This is a genomic window from Pseudomonas sp. Tul2A7 (assembly GCF_054790505.1).
In genome coordinates, this window is the sequence record NZ_CP186499.1 from 4,286,691 (window position 1) to 4,308,991 (window position 22,301).

Below are 22,301 nucleotides of genomic sequence, written 5' to 3' on the forward strand. Positions count from 1 at the left end.
GCGCGTCAGCCACGGCCAAGACTAAACGCGCAACGTGATGCCGTACTCACATGGAGACGTTTTTATGCCAGCACACACCTTTGCATTTCATCTTTCGCCTCGGGGCAAATTGCGCTGGGCGATTGCCAGCCTGTTCTTCGCCGTGCACCTGCCGAGCGCGCTCGCCGGTGGCGTCGTGGTCGCCCCGGGACCCGGCGGCACCGCGCAATTGCAGACCCAGGGCGGTGTGCCCATCGTCAACATCGTCGCGCCCAACGGTTCGGGCCTGTCGCACAACCAGTTCCTCGACTACAACGTCGACCGCCAGGGCCTGGTGCTGAACAACGCCTTACAGGCCGGGCAATCGCAATTGGCCGGGCAACTGGCGGCCAACCCGCAACTGCAAGGCCAGGCCGCGAGCGTGATCCTCAACGAAGTGATCAGTCGCAACCCGTCCGCCATCAACGGCGCGCAGGAAATCTTCGGCCGGCCCGCCGATTACGTGCTGGCCAACCCCAACGGCATCTCGGTCAATGGCGGCAGTTTTATCAACACGCCGAACGCCAATCTGGTGGTCGGTCGTCCGGAATTGAATGACGGCAAACTGCAAAGCCTGAATACCCGCGACGCCAGTGGTCAGTTGCAGATTCAGGGCGGTGGCCTGCGCAACGGTGAGGGCTCGATCAACCTGATCGCGCCGCGTATCGACAGTCAGGGCGCGATCACTGCGCGTGATCAGTTGAATCTCACCGTCGGGCGCAATCAGGTTGATTACGCCAGCGGTCAGGTGAAAACCGTGGATCCGGCGGGCAATACCGCTGATCAACGCATCGACGCCAGCCTGTTTGGCGCGATGCAGGCCGGGCGCATCAATATTGTCAGCACGGCCGAAGGCGCAGGCGTGCGGGTTGGCGCAGTGCAAGTGGCCGGGCGTGACGGCGTGCAGATTCGCTCGGCCGGTGACTTGAGTGTCAGCGGTGAAGCGGTGGACAACAGCCTCGACGCGACCCGTGCCGGTATCCGTAGCAGTCAGGGCGATGTCGCTTTGCACAGCGGCAAGGACCTGACGTTGGCCGCCACTGACGTCGGTGGTCGTGACGTCACGCTCGACGCCAAGCGCAACCTGACCCTGTCGGCGGTCGAAAGCCGCAAGCTCCAGGAAAAGCGTGAAAACTGGAACAACAGCACCATCGGCATCACCTGGGAAACCTATGATCGCACCCAGACCGACAGTGAATCGCGGCAGCATGGCAGCCAGATTATCGCCAGCCGCGACGCCAAGTTGTCGTCCGGTAAAGACACCGAGCTGAAAGCCGCCAAAGTCCAAGCCGCGAAGACTCTCGACGTGCAAAGCGGCGGCGACTTGCGCCTGACTGCGGCCACCGAAAGCCACACGCAAACCGATCAAGGCAACCATCGCAAACACCTGTGGAAAGCCGACTGGAACAGCAGCAGCGAAGAGCAGCGCAGCGTCACCAGCCAGTTGAAGGCCGGTAACATCGCCCTGCAAACCGCCGCGTTGTTGCGCTCCGAAGGCGCCGAATTGAGCAGCGCCGGCGACGTGCAACTGGCCGGCAAACAGTTGGAAATCGCCACCGCCACACGGACCAATCGCAGCAGCGACAATCGCTATTCCGGTGACCTGGTCGGCGGTGGTTTCTTCGGCAAGACCGGCGATGCCGACAAGGGCAAGACCCAGCATCAGGGCAGCAAAATCAACGCCAGCGGCAAACTGATCGTCAAGGCTGACGATGTGCGCATCAGCGGCAGCCAGGTGCGTGGCGGCACCGACGCCAGCGTGATCAGCGATAAAGGTTCGCTGATCATCGACGGCGTGCAGGACTCCTCGCACAGCAACAACCATGACAAGGACAGCAAGTTCTTCGGCATCACCAAGGACGAGTCGCGGCAAAACAGCCAGGACAGCAGCACCGTGCGCAGTGAACTGGTGTCCGACAGCAACCTCAAGCTCAAGAGCGCCAAGGACATTGCAGTGGCCGGCTCGACGGTCAAGGCTGACGGGGCGCTGACGGCCGACGCGGCGGGTGACGTCAATGTGCATTCGGCGCAGAACACTCACGACAGCACTGACACCACGCAAACCCGTGGCTTCGATGCGTACGCCAAAGAGCAAACGCCAGAGCAGTATCGCGCCGGGATTCACTACGAAGACAAACAGCAAACCGTCACTAGCAACGACGTCACCCAGCAAGGCTCCAGCCTCAGCGGCGGCAGTGTGCAGGTGAAGGCGGGCGGTGACGTGACGCTCAAAGGCGCGCAAGTGAAATCCACTGCTGGCGATACCACGCTGAGCGGCAAACACGTCTCGTTGCTCGCGGAAGCAGACAGCCATAAAACTTCGACCGATACCTCCAGCACCGGCGGTGGTTTCTACTACACCGGCGGCCTCGACCGTGCCGGCAGTGGCGTCGATTTCGCCCACAGCACGGCGCAGGATTCGACCAGCAAAACCATCGCACAGACCACGAGTGTGCAGAGCAGCGGTGGCCTGACAATCAATGCCGACAAACTCGCTACCGAAGGCGCGCAGCTCAAGGCTGGCAACGGTCTGAATGTTGCCGCCAACGAGATCGACAACCGTGCCGCCAGCAACACTGACAGCAGCACGCACAATGAGAGCAACTGGTCGGCGGACATCGGCGCCAACGTCGAATACAAGGACATCGCCCGGCCGATCGCGGGCGCAGTCAAAGACGTGCTCGGCGGCAAGGTGCCGGACAAGGACTCGCTGGCCAATCTCGGTCAGCCGAATGTCGGAATCGACGTTGCGGTCGGTCACGGCAGCGCCAGCAAAACCGAGCAAAACAACAACGCTGTGGTCAGCCGTTTTGACGGCGGCACTGTCGATGTGAAAACCACCGGCACGCTGCACGACCAAGGCACGCAATACAACGCCAGCGCCGGCACAGTGAACATCAGCGCTGACCAACTGCTTGCCGATGCCGCGAGCAACTCACACAACAGCAGCGCGAACGCGGTGGATGCCAAGGTCGACGTGCGCGTCTACACCAAGACCGGTGAAGACGTGAATGTCGCCGGCAGCGGCGCGGGTGGCAGCAGTGCGTCGAGCAAGGACAGATCCACCGCCGTCGTCGGCGCTTATGCCGGCAGCCAGGGTGTAAACATCAAGGTCGGCGGCGATGCGCAGTTCGACGGCAGCCGTTTCGACGGCGGGCAGGGCGGTGTGAATATCAAGACTGGCGGTGATCTGGCGCTGAATCAGGCCACCGATCGGCAGAGCAACAATGACAGCAGCCTGCGCGGCAATGGCTCGCTGACGGTCGGCACCTTGCCGGGTACCGATGGCACCAACGTCGATCTCGGCGCCGGCTTTCAACTCGATCACACCGGCAAGCAAAGCACTGACACGCAGGCCCATGTGGCGAGCATCAGCGGCAACGGTCCGGTGCAACTCAGCAGCGGCGGCAATCAAGTCCAGCAAGGCAGCAAGATCGACAGCGCTGGCGCCATAAATCTGCACGCCGACGGCAAGCTCGATCTGCAAGCCGCTACCGACACTCACACTGCCACCGGCAGCAACCTCGGCGGCGGCTTGAAGGGCGGCGGCAGCAAAACCAGCAGCGAGAAGAGCCGTGATCAGGGTGGCAATCTGAGTGGCAACTTCAATATCGGTCGGGTCAACGAGGATTCGAAAACCCTTACTGGTAGCCAGCTCAGCAGCCAGAACGGCATCGCGTTGAGCGGTGATTCGATTCATCTGCAGGGCACGCAAGTCAGCGCACCGAACGTCAACATCGACGCGCAGAAGGGCGGCTATGTGCAGGAATCGGCGCAGTCCACCGACCACCGCAATAACTGGAACGTGGCGCTGAATGCTGGCGGCAACCTGAGCAGCAAAACCCCGACCGCCGCTGATGAGAAGGCCAGCAGCGACCACGGCTTCAATGCCGGGGCGAAAGTCGGTGTGGATTACCTGCAAGGCAGCACGCAGCAGAACAGCCAGATCAAGGCTGACAGCGTGGTTTTGAAGAGTGCCGGTGATGCACAGCTTTCTGGGGCGCGGATCGACGCAAAAACTGTCAGCGGCAAGGTCGCGGGTGATCTGAGCGTCGAAAGCCGTCAGGACTCCAGCAATCACGCCAAGGTCGATGTTGATCTGGGCCTGACCGCGAAGAAAAATCCACCGAGCGACAAGGAGAAACTCGCCGGCACCGACTACAAGCCGACGCTGAAAGCGCAGGGTGAGTACGCGCACAAGGACAGCGTTGCGCAGGCGTCCGGGATCAGTGCCAGCCAAGACGTGAACTTAGCAGTTGGCGGCGCGACACAACTGAGCGGCGCGCGGATTTCGGCGGCGCAAGGGAAGGTCGATCTGGGTGGTTCTAAGGTCAGCAGCACTGATCTGAGTAACCGTGACTACGGTATGAAAGCGGGCCTTGATCTGCCGCATAAAGCCGAGGAAAACGCACCAAAGGTTTCCCTGGAAAACGGCAACCTGAAAGTCGGCCCGGTCACCCTGAGCGGGCATCTGGACACCCAGACCCTGCAAGCCGGGATCGACGAAAAAGGCTGATTCACTGGCCAGTGGTGGATGCACTTGAACCTGCATTCACCACCAAACCCTGTGGGAGCGAGCCTGCTCGCGAAAGCGTCCGATCAGTCAATGCATCAAGTGACTGATGTACCGCCTTCGCGAGCGGGCTCGCTCCCACTTTGGTTTTGCCCCGGGCGTTAAAACTCGACTATCTTGCGCCTCCTAAATGCCATGGAGGCAAACAATGAAAACGGCATTCGCTGTACTCGGGGTTTTGTTGATCGCCCAACCATCCGTGTCCTTCGCGGATAACAGCAATGGTAAAAACCTCTATTCACAGCGCTGCGCTGTGTGCCACGGCGCCGATATAAAAGGCACCGGGCCGCTGGCGCATAAAAGCAATCCGCCCACACCTGACCTGACAACGCCTGCGTTCAAAAAACGCCTGAATGAATATCCGGGGGTGATTGTGTCGTCGATCATCCTTCGCCCGAACGGCAACCTGATTCCGAAAACGTTGCAGGAGAACGGGGTAAAGATACCGCCACACGCCTGGAGCATTAAGGATCTGCGCGATCTGCATGAATACATGAGCGGCGTGATTGCGCTAAAACGCTGATCTTCAGTTGCTGCGCGGACAGTCGGTCGAGGAATCCATTGCTTCGGCTTAATGGTAACCATTACTATTCACGCCCCTTTCCTCAGCACGCCGCCCATACCCCCATGCGTCCCCGCAGACCCGGCTTTTTCGAGCATTACGAAGAGTTGATCGCCACCTGGACTCGTCGCCTGCGCAATCGCGCGCAGGCCGAGGATCTGGCGCACGACACCTTTGTGCGGGTGCTTGAGTCGGATTCGGCGGCGGTGCAGCAGCCACGGGCGTATTTGCACCAGACCGCGCGCAATATCGCGGTCGACGGTTATCGGCGTGAGGATCGGCGCGGCGCCATGGAGTCACAGGCCCTTGATCACAGTGAGTCGTCATCCGGCGACCCGGAGCATTACATGCAGGCGATCCAGCTGGCCGACTCCATCGAGCGGGCGCTCAGCGAGCTGCCGGTCAATTGCCGCAAGATTTTTGTCTGGCAGAAGATCGAGGGCCTGACTCAGGCCGAAATCGCCGAACGCCTGGGGCTGTCCAAGAACATGGTCGAAAAGTATATGATCCGCACCCTGCGGCATCTGCGTGATCGCCTCGACGGGTTGCAGTCATGAGCCGCTGCGACATTTCCTCCCCAGCCCAACAGGACATTCCATGATGGATACGCGTGATTGCGCGTGCGGGCAAACAACGGTGCGCGATGACGCGGCTCGCTGGTTTGTGCGTTTGCAGGAGCCGGCCATCGATGCCGACGAGCAGCAGCGCTTCGACGCCTGGCTGAATCAACATCCGCAGCATCGTGACGAATTCCAGTTGCTCCAGGGCTTGTGGTCGGCGGCAGATTTGCTCCCGGCACCGCGCCTCAAAGCCCTCGTTGAAACACCACCAACCCGCCGCCAACGCCGTCCGCTGCTGCGTTATGCCGTGGCTGCCAGTGTGCTGGCGGTAGCGCTCGGGCTGGGTTTGTTCAGTGGTTTGAATCATCCGGGCGGTTACCGTGCCGAGTTCGCCACGGCGCTGGGCGAGCGTAAACATGTGGCGCTGCCGGACGGTTCGGTGATTGATCTGAACAGTCGCAGTCGCTTGCAGGTGCATTATGAAAAGGAGCGTCGCGTCATCGAATTGAGCGAAGGCGAGGCGATGTTCAGCGTTGCGCACGACACCTCGCGACCGTTCGTGGTCGAGACCGGCAATGGCAAGGTCACAGTCACCGGCACGCGTTTCGATGTGCGTCGCGATATCGCGCAAACCCGCGTGGCGGTGGAGCAGGGCACAGTGAAAGTACAGGGGCGTGATGCAGCGGATGATCAGTTCATCAACCTGACCGCAGGCCTTGGCACCTCTGTCGATGCGCAAGGCAAAGTCGCCGCAGCCTATGCGGTCAACGCGGCGGAATTAACGGCGTGGCGCAGCGGCAAACTGGTGTTCAACAACGCCAGCCTCAGCGAAGTGGTCGCCGAAGTGTCGCGCTATCGTGAGAAGCCGCTGACCGTGGCCAACCCGACCGTGGCCAGTCTGCGCCTGACCAGCGTGTTCAAATCCGACAACACCGACGCCTTGCTCAAGGCCTTGCCGAGCATCCTGCCGGTGGCCGTTCGCACTCTCGCGGATGGCAGTCAGGAAATAATCGCAAAATAAAATTCAGGTTTTTTTCGAGTTCATCGTCTTCCTGTTCAACTGCAACTGGTTTGCATTAACAGCCGCACACTCTTGCGATCCACAGGACTACGTACGACGTGAAAAACACCCCTGCCAACAACAAAAAATCCCCTTGGTTGCCGCTGGCCCTTGCGCTGGCGGTCAACGCGGCGATGCCGCTGGCCTTCGCTGGCGAAGCGATCCATATCCGCGCACAGCCACTGGGTCAGGCCCTCAGCGAACTCGGTCAGCAGACATCGCTGCAAGTGTTTTTCAGCCCGGACCTGGTCGCCGGCAAACAGGCGCCGGCGGTCGACGGTGATATCTCCCCGGAGCAGGCCTTGCGCCAATTGCTGCAGGGCAGTGGTCTGGATTATCAGATCAATGAAGGTTCGGTGACGCTGTCGCCGGCCGCGACTTCCGCCGCCAGCAACGGTCCGCTGGAACTGGGCGTGACCGACATCAAAGTAGTCGGTGACTGGCTCGGTGATGCCAATGCCGCCGTGGTGCAAAACCACCCCGGTGCGCGCACGGTGATTCGCCGCGAAGCGATGGTCGAGCAGGGCGCGATGAACGTCAGTGACGTGCTCAAGCGTGTGCCGGGCGTGCAGGTGCAGGATTCCAACGGCACCGGCGGCAGCGATATTTCCCTGAACGTCGGAGTGCGTGGTCTGACTTCGCGTCTGTCGCCGCGCTCCACCGTGTTGATCGATGGTGTGCCGGCGGCGTTCGCCCCGTACGGCCAGCCGCAACTGTCGATGGCGCCGATTTCCTCGGGCAACCTCGACAGCATTGATGTGGTGCGAGGCGCCGGCTCGGTGCGTTACGGGCCGCAAAACGTCGGCGGTGTGATCAACTTCGTCACCCGAGCGATCCCGGAAAAAGCCACCGGTGAAATCGGCACCACCCTGGAAACCACTCAGTACGGTGGCTGGAAACACATCGACACCGCTTTCCTCGGCGGCACTGCCGACAACGGCATGGGCGTGGCGTTGCTGTATTCCGGCGTCAACGGTAACGGCTACCGCGAACGCAACAACGGCAACGACATCGACGACGTGCTGCTCAAGACCCATTGGGCGCCGACCGATCAGGACGATTTCAGCCTCAACTTCCACTACTACGACGCCACGGCCGACATGCCCGGCGGTCTGACGCAGAAACAGTACGATGACAAACCGTACGACTCCGTACGGGACTACGACCAATTCACCGGTCGGCGCAAGGACGTGTCGTTCAAGTGGATCCGCCAGATCGACGAGCGCACGCAAGCGGAAATTCTGACCTATTACACCGACAGTTTCCGTGGCAGCACCATCGCCGCCCGCGACCAGAAAACCCTCAGCTCATACCCGCGTTCCTACTACACCTTGGGCATCGAGCCACGGGTGTCGCGGGTTTTCGATGTCGGCCCGACCACCCAGGAAGTCAGCGTCGGTTACCGTTACTTGAAAGAGGCGATGCACGAATCGTCGAGCCGTGTGGCGCTGGTCAACAACCAGCCGGTGCTCACGCCGACCTCCGACGGCCATGTGTTCCAGGACCGCACGGGCGGCACCGAGGCCAACTCGGTCTATATCGATAACAAAATCGATGTCGGCAACTGGACTATCACTCCGGGCATTCGCTTCGAACACATCAGCACCGACTGGCATGACCGCGCCGTGCTCGACACGGCCGGCAAACCCGTGCAGGCGAAAAACCGCAGCATCGAAAGCAACGAACCGCTGCCGGCGCTGAGCGTGATGTATCACCTCTCGGACGCGTGGAAACTGTTCGCCAACTACGAAACCTCGTTCGGCAGCCTGCAGTATTTCCAGCTCGGTCAGGGCGGTTCGGGTGATCAGACCGCCAACGGTCTGGAGCCGGAAAAGGCCAAGACCTACGAGATCGGCACGCGCTACAACGATGACGTGTGGGGCGGGGAAGTGACGCTGTTCTACATCGACTTCGATGACGAGCTGCAATACATCAGCAACGATGTCGGCTGGACCAACCTCGGTGCGACCAAGCACCAAGGCATCGAAGCCTCGGTGCATTACGACATGGCGGCGCTGGATCCGCGTCTCGACGGTTTGACCGCCAACGCCGGTTTCACTTACACCCGCGCCACGTATGAAGGGGAGATTCCGGGTTTCAAGGGCCGTGATCTGCCGTTCTATTCGCGGCAGGTGGCGACCGTCGGTTTGCGCTATGACATCAACCGCTGGACCTACAACCTTGACGGTTTCGCTCAATCGAAACAGCGCTCGCCGGGTACCGGTGTGAATGCCGATGGCAGTTTCAACGGCAACTACATCACCGACGGCACGGCGGACGGGCAGTACGGCGACATTCCGGGTTACGTGACCTGGAACGTGCGCGGCGGCTATGACTTCGGGCCGCAGGTGTCGAATTTGAAACTGGGTGCGGGGGTGAAGAACGTCTTCGACAAGCAGTACTTCACCCGCTCCAGCGACAACAACTCGGGGATGTATGTGGGCGCGCCGCGTACGTTCTTTGTGCAGGCCAGCGTCGGGTTTTAACTGATCGTTCCCACGCTCTGCGTGGGAATGCAGCCCGGGACGCTCTGCGTCCCCGCGAAGCGTCCATTGAGGCGTTCCCACGCAGAGCGTGGGAACGATCTCATACCTTCAGGACTTTGCCGCCAATGGCCACCGCGACCAACAACACCGCCATCAAGCCAAAGGCAAAACTCAAACTGCTGGCATGTGCCACAAAGCCGATCACCGCCGGCCCGGCCAGAATCCCTGCATAACCGAGCGTGGTAATCGCCGGCACGGCGATGCTCTCCGGCATCACCGTCTGTTTGCCCACCGCTGTGTACAGCACCGGCACGATGTTCGAACACCCCGCGCCGACCAGCGCATAACCGACCAACGCCGCTTCCCAGCTCGGAGCAAACGTTGCCAGAAACAAACCGGCCGCCGCCAACAGACCACCAAACAAAATGATCCGCGTGGCACCGACAATCCGCACAATCCGGTCACCCATCAAACGCCCGGCCGTCATGGTCAATGCAAACGCCGCATAACCCATCCCCGCATAGGCGGTGTCGATCCCGCGTTCCTGCGCCAGAAACACCGCACTCCAGTCCAGCGCCGCGCCTTCGGTGAGAAAGACGATGAAGCACATCCCGCCGATAAACAGCACGATGCCGTGGGGGATGGCGAATGCCGGGCCCGAGCTTTCACTGCCGTAAGGCAACATGTGCGGCACGCACTTGAACAGCGCCGCGATCAACACCACGACCACCACCAGCATGGCGGCCAGTGGCGTCAAACCCAGGCCGAGCAAGGCACTGACCCCCGCCGCGCCGACAATCCCGCCCAGACTGAACAAACCGTGGAAACCCGACATCATGTTCTTGCCGCTGGCGCGTTCGACGATCACCGCTTGCAGGTTCACCGTTGAATCCACCGTGCCCAGGCCGGCGCCGAACATGAACAGCGTGGCGATCAACGCCGGTATCGACGACACCGTGGCCAGCAATGGCAACGCCGCGCAGATCAATAACGTGCCGCCAGTGGCAACACGCCGGCAGCCGAAGCGCGTGGCCAGAATCCCCGCCAGCGGCATCGCCAGAATCGAACCCACCCCCAGGCACAACAGCAACAACCCCAGCGTGCCCTCATCCAGTCCGGCGCGGGATTTGGCGTAGGGCACCAGTGGTGCCCACGCGGCAATGCCGAGCCCGGCGATGAAAAAGGCGATGCGCGTGGACATCTGTTGCAGGCGTCCGGGGACGAAGGTGTCTTGAGGGTTGAGGCTGGTCATATCGATCCTTGGCAAAAAACGTCGCGTCCCCGAAGGACAGTGATTGAGCGTCGAGGTTCGATCGCCAGTCATGCGAGGACGTACAGCCGACATCCTACCCTGTGGGAGCGAGCCTGCTCTCGATAGCGGTGCGTCAATTGAAAAAAATGTCGACTGACACACCGCTATCGAGAACAGGCTCGCTCCCACAAGGGATTGCGTTTTACAGTGGCGGCTTCAGGGGATTTAACAGCAAAGGCCGGTGATGACGCAGTTCTACGATGCACGGGGCAATATTTACGGGGTGATTGCGCCGCAGGCATTGCGCGAGGCGGGCATTGATTTACCGGCCAGTGCCGCGCAGTCTGCTTCGTCGAGACAGATCTGGAGCCGCGCAGCCATCACGTTGTGTTGTGACTGGCCCGAAGGTCAGCGTCCAGCGAACAGCAAATCCCACCGCAGCGACGGTCTGTTGATCGGTCCGTTCCAGGCTTCACCGCCGTTCGAGGTGCTGATCGTCAACACCGATGGCTCGCTGGCCGAACGCAGTGGCAATGGCTTGACGATTTTTTCTGAGTTTCTCGCCGCGCAAGGCTGGATGGCGGAGCAGGGTGCGCTGTTGCGCGTTCATCATGACAAGGGTGAGCCGGTGGAAACCTCGGTAAAACCTGCCGAGGTCGAAGGCGTTCGGGGCTTCTGGCTGGACCTCGGTCAACCCGTATTCGGACCTGATGCCGTTGACGCATCGTGGACGCCAACCGTCGGTTTCAACGGTCGGGAGGTCAGCGCTGTGCAACCGTTGGTGCAGCTCGATCCGTCGTGGGCCCATAGCCAGTTCGTACGCATCGGCAACCCGCATTGCGTGACACTGCTCAGCGACAAGGGCGCATTGCCCGACAATGAGCAGATGCGTGAGTCGCCATTGAATGAGGTTTTGACCCGGATCGCTTACGCCATGCCGGCCGGCGCCGGGCAGCCCTGCCCGGCGGGCGTCAATCTGCAATGGGCCGCGCGCGAGGCGACACAACGCATCGTTGCCCGGGTGTTCGAACGCGGCGAAGGGCCGACCGCCTCCTCAGGCACCAGTGCCAGCGCGGTGGCGTCAGCGGCGTGGCGGGTCGGTTGGGTCACAGGTGGCGCCGTACACGTCGTCATGCCCGGCGGCACGGCGCCGATTCTGCTGGAAGAGGTCCACGGTGAATTGCTGCGTGTCAGCTTGTTCGGCACCGCCCGCCTGATCGTATAACCGTTGCAGGCGCAGCCTGCGCCAGTGTCGGCAGAACGTTGGGGCGAGGCCGTGCCGGCGCGAGGTCAGTGAGCCTTGAACAGCGTTACGCTCGTCACGGCTTCACCCTGCACCTCGAGTCGTAGCAAGGCTTGCGCGGTCGACTGCTGTTCAAAACATTCAACGATCACCGAGTGCGCCGATGTCGCCAGCAGCGACAGGCTGCGGGCATGCTTCAACTGGCGCTTCACTGCGGTACTGACAGAAATCGGCGCTTGTCCTTCGCGCACGAGCTCACAGAACGCCAAAGCCACCTCTCGCGGCGTCGGTGCGGGAGGCGATATCAGGCCGGCCTCGTCGAACAGTCGATTGAGTTGCTCGGCCGCGCTCACCGCTCGGGGAAACCCCGCGAATGCCGACGCCTGCAGCAGCACTTCGGTCATTTCGCCCGGCGCCAGTCCCGAGGCCAGCCCCGTCTTGAGATGGACGCTCAATGGCGGGCCGATCATGCCTGAGGCCACGATCGCGGCGAATGACACGGCTTCACGCAGGCGCGGGTCGAGTCCGGGTCGTGCATGCAGATGTCCGTATACAACACCGACTGCCAGTTCTCCCAACGCGGGTACTGTATGAAACAACGCGTCGAGGCGGGCACCGCCGTCAGGTACAAGTTCGACAAAGGTCTGGCGACCTTCGGTATACAGCGTGGTCATGGGAGGGGAGTGAGGGTTGTGTTTCATGGCGAGTCCTCAAGCAAATGAGGATGGCGGCTGATCAACTACGCACGAACTTCAGCATGAAAAAGCGTACATCCGAGAGGGGGTGTGCGGCCCGTTGCGATGGCGGCCCTGATACCTTAGCTCAATGTTTGCGGGCGCGAACCTGTTAGTTCTTACAGTTTACGGATGCCCGAATTGCGCTTAAAAGGGAAGCAGCTCAATCGCAAAGACTCCTGCTGTGTCGATGCCCGATCAGTATCCGGAGGCGATGATGGATCATCCAACGCAAGTTTTACTCCTGCGCAAAATATTCAGCCTGCTGGATCAGGGCTCTACCAGCCTGGCGGACGCGCCGTTTCTCAATCCGGTGTCCGTTTATCACTGTGCGCACCAGTTGGCACTGGAACAGGCCGGTCTGTTCGGTGCCTATCCGTTGTTGATGGGATTGAGTGCCTGTTTGGACCATCCGGGGGCTTATCTGACGGATGACTTGAGTGGCGTGCCCATCGTGATCATTCGCGCGGCCGATGGCACATTGAACGCGTTCATCAATGTCTGTCGGCATCGCGGCGCGCGACTGGTCGAGGGGCAAGGGACGCTGAAAAACGCTTTGACTTGTCCTTATCACGGCTGGATGTACAACCTTCAAGGCCAGCTTGTGCAATTGATGCCGGCCGGCAGTTTTTCGGGCCTGACGTGCGCCGAGCGCAACCTGCGGAGTTTGCCGGTGTTCGAACGGCACGGTCTGATATGGGTTGCCCGGGAGCCCGGACAAGCGGGCAGTTTAAAGCGGCCATTGAGTACGCTTGATACGGAAATGGCTCATTTGCGCCTGGAAAACTTTTCTCTGTATGAAACGCGATTGCTCGAGAAACCGTTCAATTGGAAAAATGCACTGGAGACGTTTTTCGAGAACTGGCATTTCCCGTTTCTGCATCAGAAAACCGTGGCGTCGATTTTTCTTCCAGCGGTCAGCCATTTCGAGGCCTTTGGCAACGATGCGCGTCTGATCATGCCGCGACGAAGCATTCTGACGCTGCGCGATCAACCTCCCGAACAGTGGAATCTACTCAAGCATTCGTTGGTCATTTATTTTCTTTTTCCCAATACGCTACTGCTCTGGCAGCGCGATCACCTTGAAATCTGGCGGGTGTTCCCGAAGCCGCAAACGCCCGGCGCCTGCCTGGCGCAGGTCGCGCTGTATACCCCGCATGCAGCCACCACAGGACGTGAGCGCGATCTCTGGGACAAGAACATGAAGCTGCTGCTGGAAACGGTGGACGGCGAGGACTTCGAGGTCAGCACGAAAATACAGCAGGGCATTGCGTCAGGTGCGCAGACACACCTGACGTTCGGAAGGAATGAACCGGCTCTGCAGCATTTCCACCGAGTGATCCAGCAAGCGCTGACGGCTCAGCGCATGGGGTTATCCGAGCCGGTTCGGTGACAGTGCGCATGCCGGATACTCAACCGGGCAGTTGGTTGAACTCCACCACCGGCATCTGCCGCTTCATCAACACCTTGCCGCCGCGAATCGAGTACAACGGCAAGCCCTGACTGCGGATCACCTCGTAATCACTGTCCGCCGACAGAATCAGCAGGTTCGCCGGGCGCCCCTGTTCCAGTCCATAGCGCTCACCCAGGTGCATGGCTTTGGCGCTGTTGTCGGTCACCAGATCCAGCGCACTTTGCAGGTTGCGGTAACCGAGCATGTGGCAGATGTGCAGCCCCGCTTCGAGCACTCGCAGGATGTTGCCGTTGCCCAGCGGATACCACGGATCGACGATGGAATCCTGGCCGAAACACACGTTCATCCCGGCTTCGAGCAGCTCATTCACACGGGTCACGCCACGGCGTTTCGGGAAGTTGTCGAAACGCCCTTGCAGGTGAATGCTCTCGGTCGGGCAGGAGACAAAACTGATTCCGGAATGACCGAGCAAGCGAAACAGTTTCGCGCAGTAGGCGTTGTCGTAAGAACCCATCGCCGTGGTGTGGCTGGCGGTGACGAGGGCGCCCATGTCGCGGCTGCGCGCTTCTTCGGCGAGCACTTCGAGGAAGCGCGAATGCGGGTCGTCGGTTTCGTCGCAATGCACGTCGACCAGGCAACCGGTGCGCTCAGCCAGATCCATCAGGAACTTCACCGAACTGACGCCCTGATCGCGGGTGTATTCGAAATGCGGAATGCCGCCAACCACATCCGCGCCCATGCGGATCGCTTCCTCCATCAACTCGCGGCCATTGCGGAACGACTCGATGCCTTCCTGCGGAAACGCGACGATTTGCAGGTCGATGAGGTGACGGCTTTCCTCGCGCACTTCGAGCATGGCCTTGAGTGCGGTGAGTTGCGGGTCGGTGACGTCGACGTGGGTGCGCACGTGCTGGATGCCGTGGGCGGCCAGCGTCTGAATGGTCTTCTTCGCGCGGGTTTTGGTGTCTTCTTCGGTGATGGTGACCTTGCGCTCGCCCCAGCACTCGATGCCTTCGAACAGCGTACCGCTCATGTTCCAGCGTGGCTCGCCAGCGGTGAGGGTGGCGTCGAGGTGAATGTGCGGTTCGACGAAGGGCGGCACCACCAGATTGCCGCCGGCGTCGAGGTCATCCGCGCCGAGAGTGGGCGCTTCGGTCTGCCGGGCGATGCTGCGGATCAGACCGTCTTCAAGGTGCAATTCGTGCAAACCTTCCTGGTTGCGCAAACGGGCGTTGATGATGTGCATCAGGCGAATCCTTTTTATAGGTCTTGTAGTGGCGCGCTGGCGCTGCGAGCGCCGAGCACACCGGTGACGATGACATACGTTAGCGCGGCAGCGGCGATCCCTACCAGCGGCGCGACCCACGGCGAGTTAAACGCGGCGACGGTGCCAACGGCGTAGGCCCCGAGCCCCGGCCAGTTGAACGCCGGCAACCGTGCGTCGGCCAGACGCGGGTAACGCCCGCGCCAACGGAAGAAAAAGTCCGCCATGATCACCCCGCCAATCGGCGGAATCACCGTGCCGAGCAGAATCAGGTAAGGCACCAGCATGTCGTACATGCCCAGCAGCGCGAGGAGGGTGCCGATCCCTGCGCCGGCGAGGGTCACGGTTTTGCGTCGGCCGGTGCGCAGCAGGTTGCAGCCGGCGACGGCGAAGTTGTAGATGGTGTTGTCCTGAGTGCTCCAGATGTTCAGCAACAGCATGGCCATCGCGGCCATGGCGAAACCTTGCAACAGCAGCACTTCAACCACGTCCGGTTGTTGGTAGACGATGGCGCCGTATGCGCCAATCAGCACCATCAGGCCATTGCCGATGAAGAAACCGATCAGGCTGGCCAGCACCGCGACCCGCGCCGAACGTGAAAAACGCGTCCAGTTGGTGGCTTGCGTCGCGCCGCTGACGAAGGTGCCGAACACCAGAGTGATCGCCGTCGACCAGTCCAGCGAGCCGCTTGGCACGACGCTGAGCAAACCTTCGAAACCGCCGACTTTCACCGTCGCCACCCACATCGACAGCATCAGCAGCAACATCATCGCTGGCACCGCGATGTACGAGAGAATCTCCAGTCCGCGATAACCGACGTAAGCGGTGGCGCAGAACAGTAGACCGAACAGCACCATCAGGCCGAGCACCGTGCCTTCGTCGAGATTGAAATATTTACCGATCACGACGGCAGCCGTCGCGGTGCCCCAGGCGTACCAGCCGATCTGGGTGAAACCGAGAATCAGGTCGCTGAGCTTGCTGCCGACTTCGCCGAAGCAGAAGCGGCCCATCAGTACCGAATTGAGGCCGCTTTTGAAGGCGATATAGCCAAGGCCTGCCGCGTAGAGACCGAGCAGCAGATTACCGACGATGATCACCGCCATCATCTCGCCGAAACTGAACGCCACGCCCAGCTTGCCGCCGGCAAACATGGTCGCGGTGAAAAACGTGAAGCCCAGCAGCACCATCGCTGTCGAGGCCAGGCCTTTGCGCGCGTGCATGGGGACTTCGCTGAGGGGGTAATCGTTGCCGGGATCGTTCTGCGTCATGGGGCGGTCCTTGCAGGAGTGGAGGAGACGCGGGGGAGGGTTGCAGTGGTCGTGCCAAATGCCGGAGGGCGCGGGTTATGTATAGACGAGCCGCGCGGATTGGCGCGAAAGCGGTGCAACTGAATGCACTCAGGCCCAATGTGGGAGCGAGCCTGCTCGCGAAGGCGTTCTGTGTAGATCGTTCCCACGCTCTGCGTGGGAATGCAGCCCGGGACGCTCCGCGTCTCACTCCAAAGCCGAACGCGGAGCGTCCGTTGAGGCATTCCCACGCAGAGCGTGGGAACGATCGGTATTAGGGGCATTTGGGGCTTGTCAGAGGAAGCGCAGCAGGGCGGCGACGATGGCTTCGGGGGCGTCTTCCTGGACGAGGTGGCCGGCGTTGGCAATCGGGTGGAATTGTGATCCCGGGATCATTTGATGTAACGCTCGGCCACGCTCGATGGGGATCCACTGGTCCTCTTCGCCCCAGAAAATCTGCACCGGACAGCGGATCGTCGGGTACAGGCTTTCGGCTTCTCGGGTATAGCGCTCGTCCATCTGCGCAATCTGTCGGTAGAACGCCGCTTGCCCCGGCTCGCCCAGCCACGGCTGCACGTAGGGCGCCAGTTCCTCGTCGGTAATCTCGCGGTGAATCGCCCCGCGAATATAGGTCGGCACAATGGCACGCTGGATGTAGTCGGGCAGGCCACTGAACGCCGCCTCATGTTGACGCACATGCTGCACGAATGGCGAACCCCACGGCGTTAATGCGACTGGATCGATCAGCGTCAGGCTGCGGTAATCCTTGCCGTTGAGCAGGTGTGCACGCAGCACGGTGGCGCCGCCGAAGTCATGAGCGACGACGTCGGGGTTTGCAATATTCCAATGCTCGAGCAACTGCGCCAGCAGTTGGTTTTGCACGCCGAGGGAGACGTCGGCGTCGGGTTGCGCGGAGCGCCCGTAACCCAGCAGATCGAAGTAATGCACGCGATGCGTGGCGAAAAAGTGCGGTGCGATCCGGTGCCACACGTACGACGAAAACGGCGTGCCATGCACGAACACCAGCGGCGGGCCGTCGCCGTGTACGGCGTAACGAATGTGGTGCCCGTTGAAGTCAAAGACCTGATCCAGCAGCCAGTCCGTCATCGGCCTGTCCTCTTGGCGGGTGGGAGCCAAAAAGCATAGGCGTAAAAAAACAGCCGTGAAGGCTGTTCTCTGGCAAAACACAAATCCCTTGTAGGAGTGAGCCTGCTCGCGATAGCGGTGTATCAGTCGACATCCATGTTGAATGTCATTCCGCTATCGCGAGCAGGCTCACTCCTACAAAAGGGGATTCGCGCTGCGTTATTCACCGCGATAGATGCAACCGCTGGTGCACGTCTCGTGAATCCGGATCGCGCTCAGTTCCGGCAGCAGCGGCTTCATTTCATTCCAGATGAATTTGGCCAGCACTTCGCTGGTCGGGTTTTCCAGGCCGGGAATGTCGTTCAGGTAGTTGTGATCGAGACGCTCGTACAGCGGCTTGAAGATCGCTTTGATTTCGGAGAAATCGCGGATCCAGCCGGTGTGCGGATCGAGGTCGCCGCTGAGGTGAAGCGCCACTTTGAACGAGTGACCGTGCAGACGCCCGCACTTGTGGCCGTCCGGGACGTGCGGCAGGCGGTGGGCGGATTCGAAGGTAAATTCTTTGAAGATTTCCACGGTATTTTCAGCTCTGTTCAGATGGCGTTCGCCGCAGCGATTCGGGCAGGCGGCGAGTTTACCAGCTTGTGTTTGGCCGTGCTGACTAAAGGGTCAGCAAGCGCTCGGCGAGGCGACCATTGGCAGTCAGTTCAAGGAATTCGTCGCCGAGGCGGCGGCTCTCGTCCATCGCCGCGTGCCAGTATTTCTGCCGGCTCGGCGCATCGCCCATGAAGCGTTTGAAGTCATTTCGATCGGGCAGTTTGCCGTAGGGCAGGCGCGCCAGATATTCCTTCGATGGCGCGAGCAGCAGCACGTCCTGCAAGCGCTCCACCGAGGCCTTGCGCCATGGCAGGGTCTTGTCGAACCAGCCGGGAATGACCCGATCAGTGAAGTGCGGATAGAGCACGATGCCGTCGCCGCTGTACGGCAGGTCGAGGTGATAATCGAGCAGACCGCCATCGCGGAAGGTGCCAGCACCGGCGCCCGGCAGATCGCGCACGCCTTCCATGACCATCGGGATCGAACCCGATGCCAGCAACGCCTGGCGCAGGTTGCCGGCATTCAGGGCGACGAAGCGTGACGGAAAATCGTTCAGCGCATTCACCGGTGGGGCGAGGCGCGGGTCGTGGATGATCAGCCGTTCGAAGTGCCGCGACAGCCGCGCGCGACCGCGCAAGTTGTCGGCAATCACCGAGCCCAGCGCCAGACCGAGGCGGCCGCGATGGTCATCGGCCAGACGTCCCTGACTTTTCACCACCATGATGTTCAGGCGGTAATGCGCGTTGTCGAGGATGCTTGCGTCGCGGCCGTCGAGCAGGTCATTGAGCATGCGCTGCGAGCTCTGACTGATCTCGGCCATGGTCACGCCTTTGTTGAAATTCTGCTCGGCGTACAACTGACCGAGGCGGCGTATGCCTTCGGCGGCGTCCGGCAGACAGGCGCTGGCAAAGCGCCAGGAGCCAACCGAGGCGCCGATCAGCGAACGCTCGCGCGGCGCGCTCGGCAGCCATTCGCCGAACAGCGCCAGATCCAGTCCCTGAATCCCCAACGCCTTCGGCCCACCGGCGGCGCCGGGCAGGGTGCCGACGTCGGCGGCGTTCAGGCCTTGCGCACGAATGCGCGCCATGGCGCGCGGGCCGGCCTTGAGGGTGAGGGCGGCGAATTTGATGTGGATGGCGGTCATACCGGTCTCGATCGTTAGCAAGCGAACAATTATAAGCACATGTTGCAAAACCTTGTAGGAGTGAGCCTGCTCGCGATAGCAGTGTGTCAGTTAACACTTATTTGACTGATAGACCGCTATCGCGAGCAGGCTCACTCCTACAGGGGTTGTATGTTGATTCAGAGCAATGATGGCAATTCAGTTTCAGTTAAGTTCATCCCGCTAAGGTGCCCACCGTAAGCAACACATAAAAATACGGAGACCCCATGAAAGCCCTGACTGCCCTGTCCATTGCCTCGATCATTGGTTTTACTGCCAGCCTCGCCCACGCCCGCGATCTCGGCCCTGACGAAGCCCTGCGTCTGCGCGACGCTGGTACTATCGTCTCCTTCGAGAAGCTCAACGCCACCGCGCTGGCCAAACATCCGGGCTCGACGATCACCGACACCGAGCTGGAAGAGCAGTACGGCAAGTACATCTACCAGATCGAAATGCGTGATCCCCAAGGGCTGGAGTGGGATCTGGAATTAGACGCGGTGACTGGGCAGGTTCTCAAGGATCATCAGGATACGTAATGAAGGTTAATGTTCGCGCCACCCGCCGCACGGCGTTGGCGCTGGTGATGTGTTGCTCGACGGCGATGGCTCGCGACCTCGGCCCGGACGAAGCGCTTGATTTGCGTAAGCAGGGCGTGATCCTGCCGCTGGAGCAAGTGCTGCAGCAGGCGATGGATCGCTATCCCGGCGCAAAGTTGCTGGAAGTCGAGCTGGAAGAAAAACACGACGTCTACATTTATGAAGTCGAGTTGCTCACCGTCGAAGGTGTCGCCCGTGAGCTGCATTTGAAGGCCGATACCGGCGAACTTGTGAAAGACAAGGAAGATTGATCGATGCGTTTGCTATTGGTGGAAGACCACGTACCGCTGGCCGACGAACTGCTCGCCGGCCTGCAACGCCAAGGCTACGCGGTGGATTGGCTGGCGGACGGTCGTGATGCGCTGTATCAGGGCAGCAGCGAGCCGTATGACCTGATCATTCTCGACCTCGGCCTGCCGGGCGTGCCAGGGCTTGAGGTGCTGGCGCAGTGGCGCGCCGGTGGTCTGGCAATTCCGGTGCTGATCCTCACGGCCCGCGATTCATGGGCCGAGCGCATCGAAGGCCTGAAGGCCGGTGCCGATGATTACCTGACCAAACCGTTCCACCCTGAAGAGCTGCAACTGCGCATTCAATCATTGTTGCGCCGCTCCAAAGGCCAGGCCAATCAGCCGACATTGCAGGCGGCCGGCCTGCATCTGGACGAGGGTCGGCAATGCGTGGTTCGCGACGGCGCCGACATTCAACTGACCGCTGCGGAATTCCGCCTGTTGCGCTATTTCATGCTGCACCCTGAGCAGATTCTCTCCAAAAGCCACCTCGCCGAACACCTCTACGACGGTGAAACCGAGCGCGACTCCAACGTCCTCGAAGTGCACGTCAATCACCTGCGGCGCAAGCTCGGCAAAAGCGTGATCGAAACCCGTCGCGGCCAGGGTTACCTGTTCGGCGGGCAAGCTTCGTGAGGTCGATCCAGCGCCGCTTGAGCCTGGGTTTGATCAGCGTGATGGTGGTCGTCGGTGTGGTGGTGGCGCAAACCAGTCTGTGGTTGTTCGAAGTGGGGTTGCAGCGTTATCTCGAAGCCGGTTTGCGCAACGACAGCGAAAGTTTGCTGGTGGCATTGGTGCGTGGGCCGCAAGGCCTGCAACTGGATGAGCGGCATTTGTCACCGGCCTATCAGCGGCCGTTTTCCGGGCATTACTTCCGGATCGACTTTGCCGACAGCCATTGGCGTTCGCGTTCGTTGTGGGATCAGGACCTGCCGCTGCTCGACCATCCCGGTCTGCACAGCAATCTGCAACTGGGCCCGGACGGCCAACAGTTGCTGGTGCTGCGCTCGGATTATCGGCGCTTGGGCCAGTCGATTTCGATCAGCGTCGCGCAGGATTACACCCCCGTGCGCGAGAGCTTCCAGCGCATGCGCCAGATCGGTCTGGGCATGGGGCTGGCGGCATTGCTGTTGATTCTGTTCTTGCAGCGATTGACCGTGCGCCGCGCGTTGAAGCCGCTGGAAAGGGCTCGCGAGCAGATCGCGCAATTGCAGCAGGGCCAGCGTTCGCAACTGGATGATCAGGTGCCGGTGGAGCTGGAGCCGCTGGTGGCGCAGATCAACCATTTGCTCGCGCACACTGAAGACAGCCTCAAGCGTTCACGCAATGCCTTGGGCAATCTCGGGCACGCCTTGAAAACGCCGCTGGCGGTGTTATTGAGCCTGGCCTCCAGCGAAAAACTCGATGCCCATCCTGAGCTGCGCAAGGTCCTCAAGGAACAGCTGGAGCAGGTGCAGCAACGGCTCAATCGTGAATTGAACCGCGCACGGCTGTCCGGTGATGCACTGCCGGGGGCGCTGTTTGATTGCGATGCGGAGCTGCCGGGGTTGCTGGCGACGTTGAACATGATTCATGGCGAGCATCTGGCGCTGAGTTATGTTGCGCCGGCGGGGTTGCAGTTGCCGTGGGATCGGGAGGATTTGCTCGAGTTGCTCGGTAATCTTTTGGATAACGCCTGCAAGTGGGCGGATGCCGAAGTGCGCCTGAGTGTGATTGAACGTACGGACGGCTTTGCCCTGAGCGTGGAAGATGACGGCCCGGGGATTCCCGAAGAACAGCGCACTGAGGTGTTCAGCCGGGGGACGCGGCTGGATGAGCAGACCCACGGGCATGGCCTGGGGCTGGGGATTGTCCGCGATATTGTCGAGACCTGGGGCGGGTTGCTGGTGTTGGGCGAGAGTGAGTGGGGCGGGTTGAAGGTGGTGATCGAGTTGCCTCGGCGGTGAGTCTTTTAGAAGCCCCTCACCCTAACCCTCTCCCGGAGGGAGAGGGGACTGACCGAGGTGTATGTTCGAGTTACGCCGACGTGAGATACCGAGCCGAATTCAGGTTTTGAAAGCATCACCGTGATTTGAAACACCGAGTCTGAACTCAGGTTTGAAAGCATCACCGTGATCTGAA

At 60.9% G+C, this 22,301-nt stretch carries 18 protein-coding genes; 11 read left to right on the top strand and 7 right to left on the bottom strand.

Annotated elements, in window-relative coordinates; all coding sequences use genetic code 11:
- Positions 1-64: 64 nt before the first annotated feature.
- The 5 genes from ACOYXJ_RS19350 (at position 65) to ACOYXJ_RS19370 (ending at position 9,259) form a co-directional block, all read left to right on the top strand.
- Complete coding sequence (locus tag ACOYXJ_RS19350) at positions 65-4,534, top strand: hemagglutinin repeat-containing protein (protein WP_460371053.1); 4,470 nt, start codon at positions 65-67, stop codon at positions 4,532-4,534.
- 205 nt (positions 4,535-4,739) lie between these two features.
- Positions 4,740-5,114 (top strand): c-type cytochrome, encoded by a 375-nt coding sequence (locus tag ACOYXJ_RS19355; RefSeq protein ID WP_460371055.1) that lies wholly within the window; start codon positions 4,740-4,742, stop codon positions 5,112-5,114.
- 104 nt (positions 5,115-5,218) lie between these two features.
- A complete protein-coding gene (locus ACOYXJ_RS19360; protein ID WP_460371057.1) occupies positions 5,219-5,710 on the top strand; it encodes a sigma-70 family RNA polymerase sigma factor in 492 nt (163 codons plus the stop codon).
- Between the two features lie 40 nt (positions 5,711-5,750).
- Complete coding sequence (locus tag ACOYXJ_RS19365; protein WP_460371059.1) at positions 5,751-6,734, top strand: FecR family protein; 984 nt, start codon at positions 5,751-5,753, stop codon at positions 6,732-6,734.
- Between the two features lie 98 nt (positions 6,735-6,832).
- Positions 6,833-9,259 (top strand): TonB-dependent siderophore receptor, encoded by a 2,427-nt coding sequence (locus tag ACOYXJ_RS19370; protein WP_460371061.1) that lies wholly within the window; start codon positions 6,833-6,835, stop codon positions 9,257-9,259.
- Positions 9,260-9,359: 100 nt separating this feature from the next.
- Here ACOYXJ_RS19370 and ACOYXJ_RS19375 read toward each other — a convergent pair whose 3' ends face one another.
- Positions 9,360-10,511, bottom strand: coding sequence for an MFS transporter (locus ACOYXJ_RS19375; protein ID WP_460371063.1), 1,152 nt, complete (start codon positions 10,509-10,511; stop codon positions 9,360-9,362).
- Positions 10,512-10,755: 244 nt separating this feature from the next.
- Between ACOYXJ_RS19375 and ACOYXJ_RS19380 the strand changes: the two genes are divergently transcribed.
- Positions 10,756-11,736, top strand: a complete 981-nt coding sequence (locus ACOYXJ_RS19380) for a diaminopimelate epimerase (RefSeq protein WP_460371065.1) — start codon at positions 10,756-10,758, stop codon at positions 11,734-11,736.
- Positions 11,737-11,801: 65 nt separating this feature from the next.
- Here ACOYXJ_RS19380 and ACOYXJ_RS19385 read toward each other — a convergent pair whose 3' ends face one another.
- Complete coding sequence (locus ACOYXJ_RS19385) at positions 11,802-12,455, bottom strand: carboxymuconolactone decarboxylase family protein (RefSeq protein ID WP_150794907.1); 654 nt, start codon at positions 12,453-12,455, stop codon at positions 11,802-11,804.
- A 223-nt stretch (positions 12,456-12,678) separates the two neighbouring features.
- Between ACOYXJ_RS19385 and ACOYXJ_RS19390 the strand changes: the two genes are divergently transcribed.
- The gene (locus ACOYXJ_RS19390) at positions 12,679-13,881 is read left to right on the top strand and encodes an aromatic ring-hydroxylating oxygenase subunit alpha (protein WP_460372986.1); all 1,203 of its coding nucleotides are present in this window, start codon (positions 12,679-12,681) and stop codon (positions 13,879-13,881) included.
- A 19-nt stretch (positions 13,882-13,900) separates the two neighbouring features.
- Here ACOYXJ_RS19390 and codA read toward each other — a convergent pair whose 3' ends face one another.
- From codA to ACOYXJ_RS19415, 5 genes are all read right to left on the bottom strand, one after another.
- Complete coding sequence (gene codA, locus ACOYXJ_RS19395; RefSeq protein WP_150794909.1) at positions 13,901-15,148, bottom strand: cytosine deaminase; 1,248 nt, start codon at positions 15,146-15,148, stop codon at positions 13,901-13,903.
- 14 nt (positions 15,149-15,162) lie between these two features.
- Positions 15,163-16,434, bottom strand: a complete 1,272-nt coding sequence (codB, locus tag ACOYXJ_RS19400) for a cytosine permease (RefSeq protein ID WP_460371068.1) — start codon at positions 16,432-16,434, stop codon at positions 15,163-15,165.
- Between the two features lie 312 nt (positions 16,435-16,746).
- Positions 16,747-17,559, bottom strand: coding sequence for an alpha/beta fold hydrolase (locus ACOYXJ_RS19405; protein ID WP_460371070.1), 813 nt, complete (start codon positions 17,557-17,559; stop codon positions 16,747-16,749).
- A 198-nt stretch (positions 17,560-17,757) separates the two neighbouring features.
- Entirely contained in the window at positions 17,758-18,114 is a 357-nt protein-coding gene (queD, locus tag ACOYXJ_RS19410) for a 6-carboxytetrahydropterin synthase QueD (RefSeq protein ID WP_007915588.1), read from the bottom strand.
- 85 nt (positions 18,115-18,199) lie between these two features.
- Entirely contained in the window at positions 18,200-19,279 is a 1,080-nt protein-coding gene (locus ACOYXJ_RS19415; protein WP_460371072.1) for a patatin-like phospholipase family protein, read from the bottom strand.
- Positions 19,280-19,524: 245 nt separating this feature from the next.
- Here ACOYXJ_RS19415 and ACOYXJ_RS19420 point away from each other — a divergent pair, with 245 nt between their 5' ends.
- The 4 genes from ACOYXJ_RS19420 to ACOYXJ_RS19435 are packed head-to-tail and all read left to right on the top strand — an operon-like array spanning position 19,525 to position 22,126.
- Entirely contained in the window at positions 19,525-19,833 is a 309-nt protein-coding gene (locus ACOYXJ_RS19420; RefSeq protein WP_150794913.1) for a PepSY domain-containing protein, read from the top strand.
- Entirely contained in the window at positions 19,833-20,144 is a 312-nt protein-coding gene (locus tag ACOYXJ_RS19425; RefSeq protein ID WP_007915591.1) for a PepSY domain-containing protein, read from the top strand. Before ACOYXJ_RS19420 ends, ACOYXJ_RS19425 begins: the two co-directional genes overlap by 1 nt.
- A 3-nt stretch (positions 20,145-20,147) precedes the next feature.
- Entirely contained in the window at positions 20,148-20,816 is a 669-nt protein-coding gene (locus tag ACOYXJ_RS19430; RefSeq protein ID WP_007915592.1) for a response regulator transcription factor, read from the top strand.
- Positions 20,813-22,126, top strand: a complete 1,314-nt coding sequence (locus ACOYXJ_RS19435; RefSeq protein ID WP_137218752.1) for a sensor histidine kinase — start codon at positions 20,813-20,815, stop codon at positions 22,124-22,126. Before ACOYXJ_RS19430 ends, ACOYXJ_RS19435 begins: the two co-directional genes overlap by 4 nt.
- The last annotated feature ends 175 nt before the right edge of the window (positions 22,127-22,301 follow it).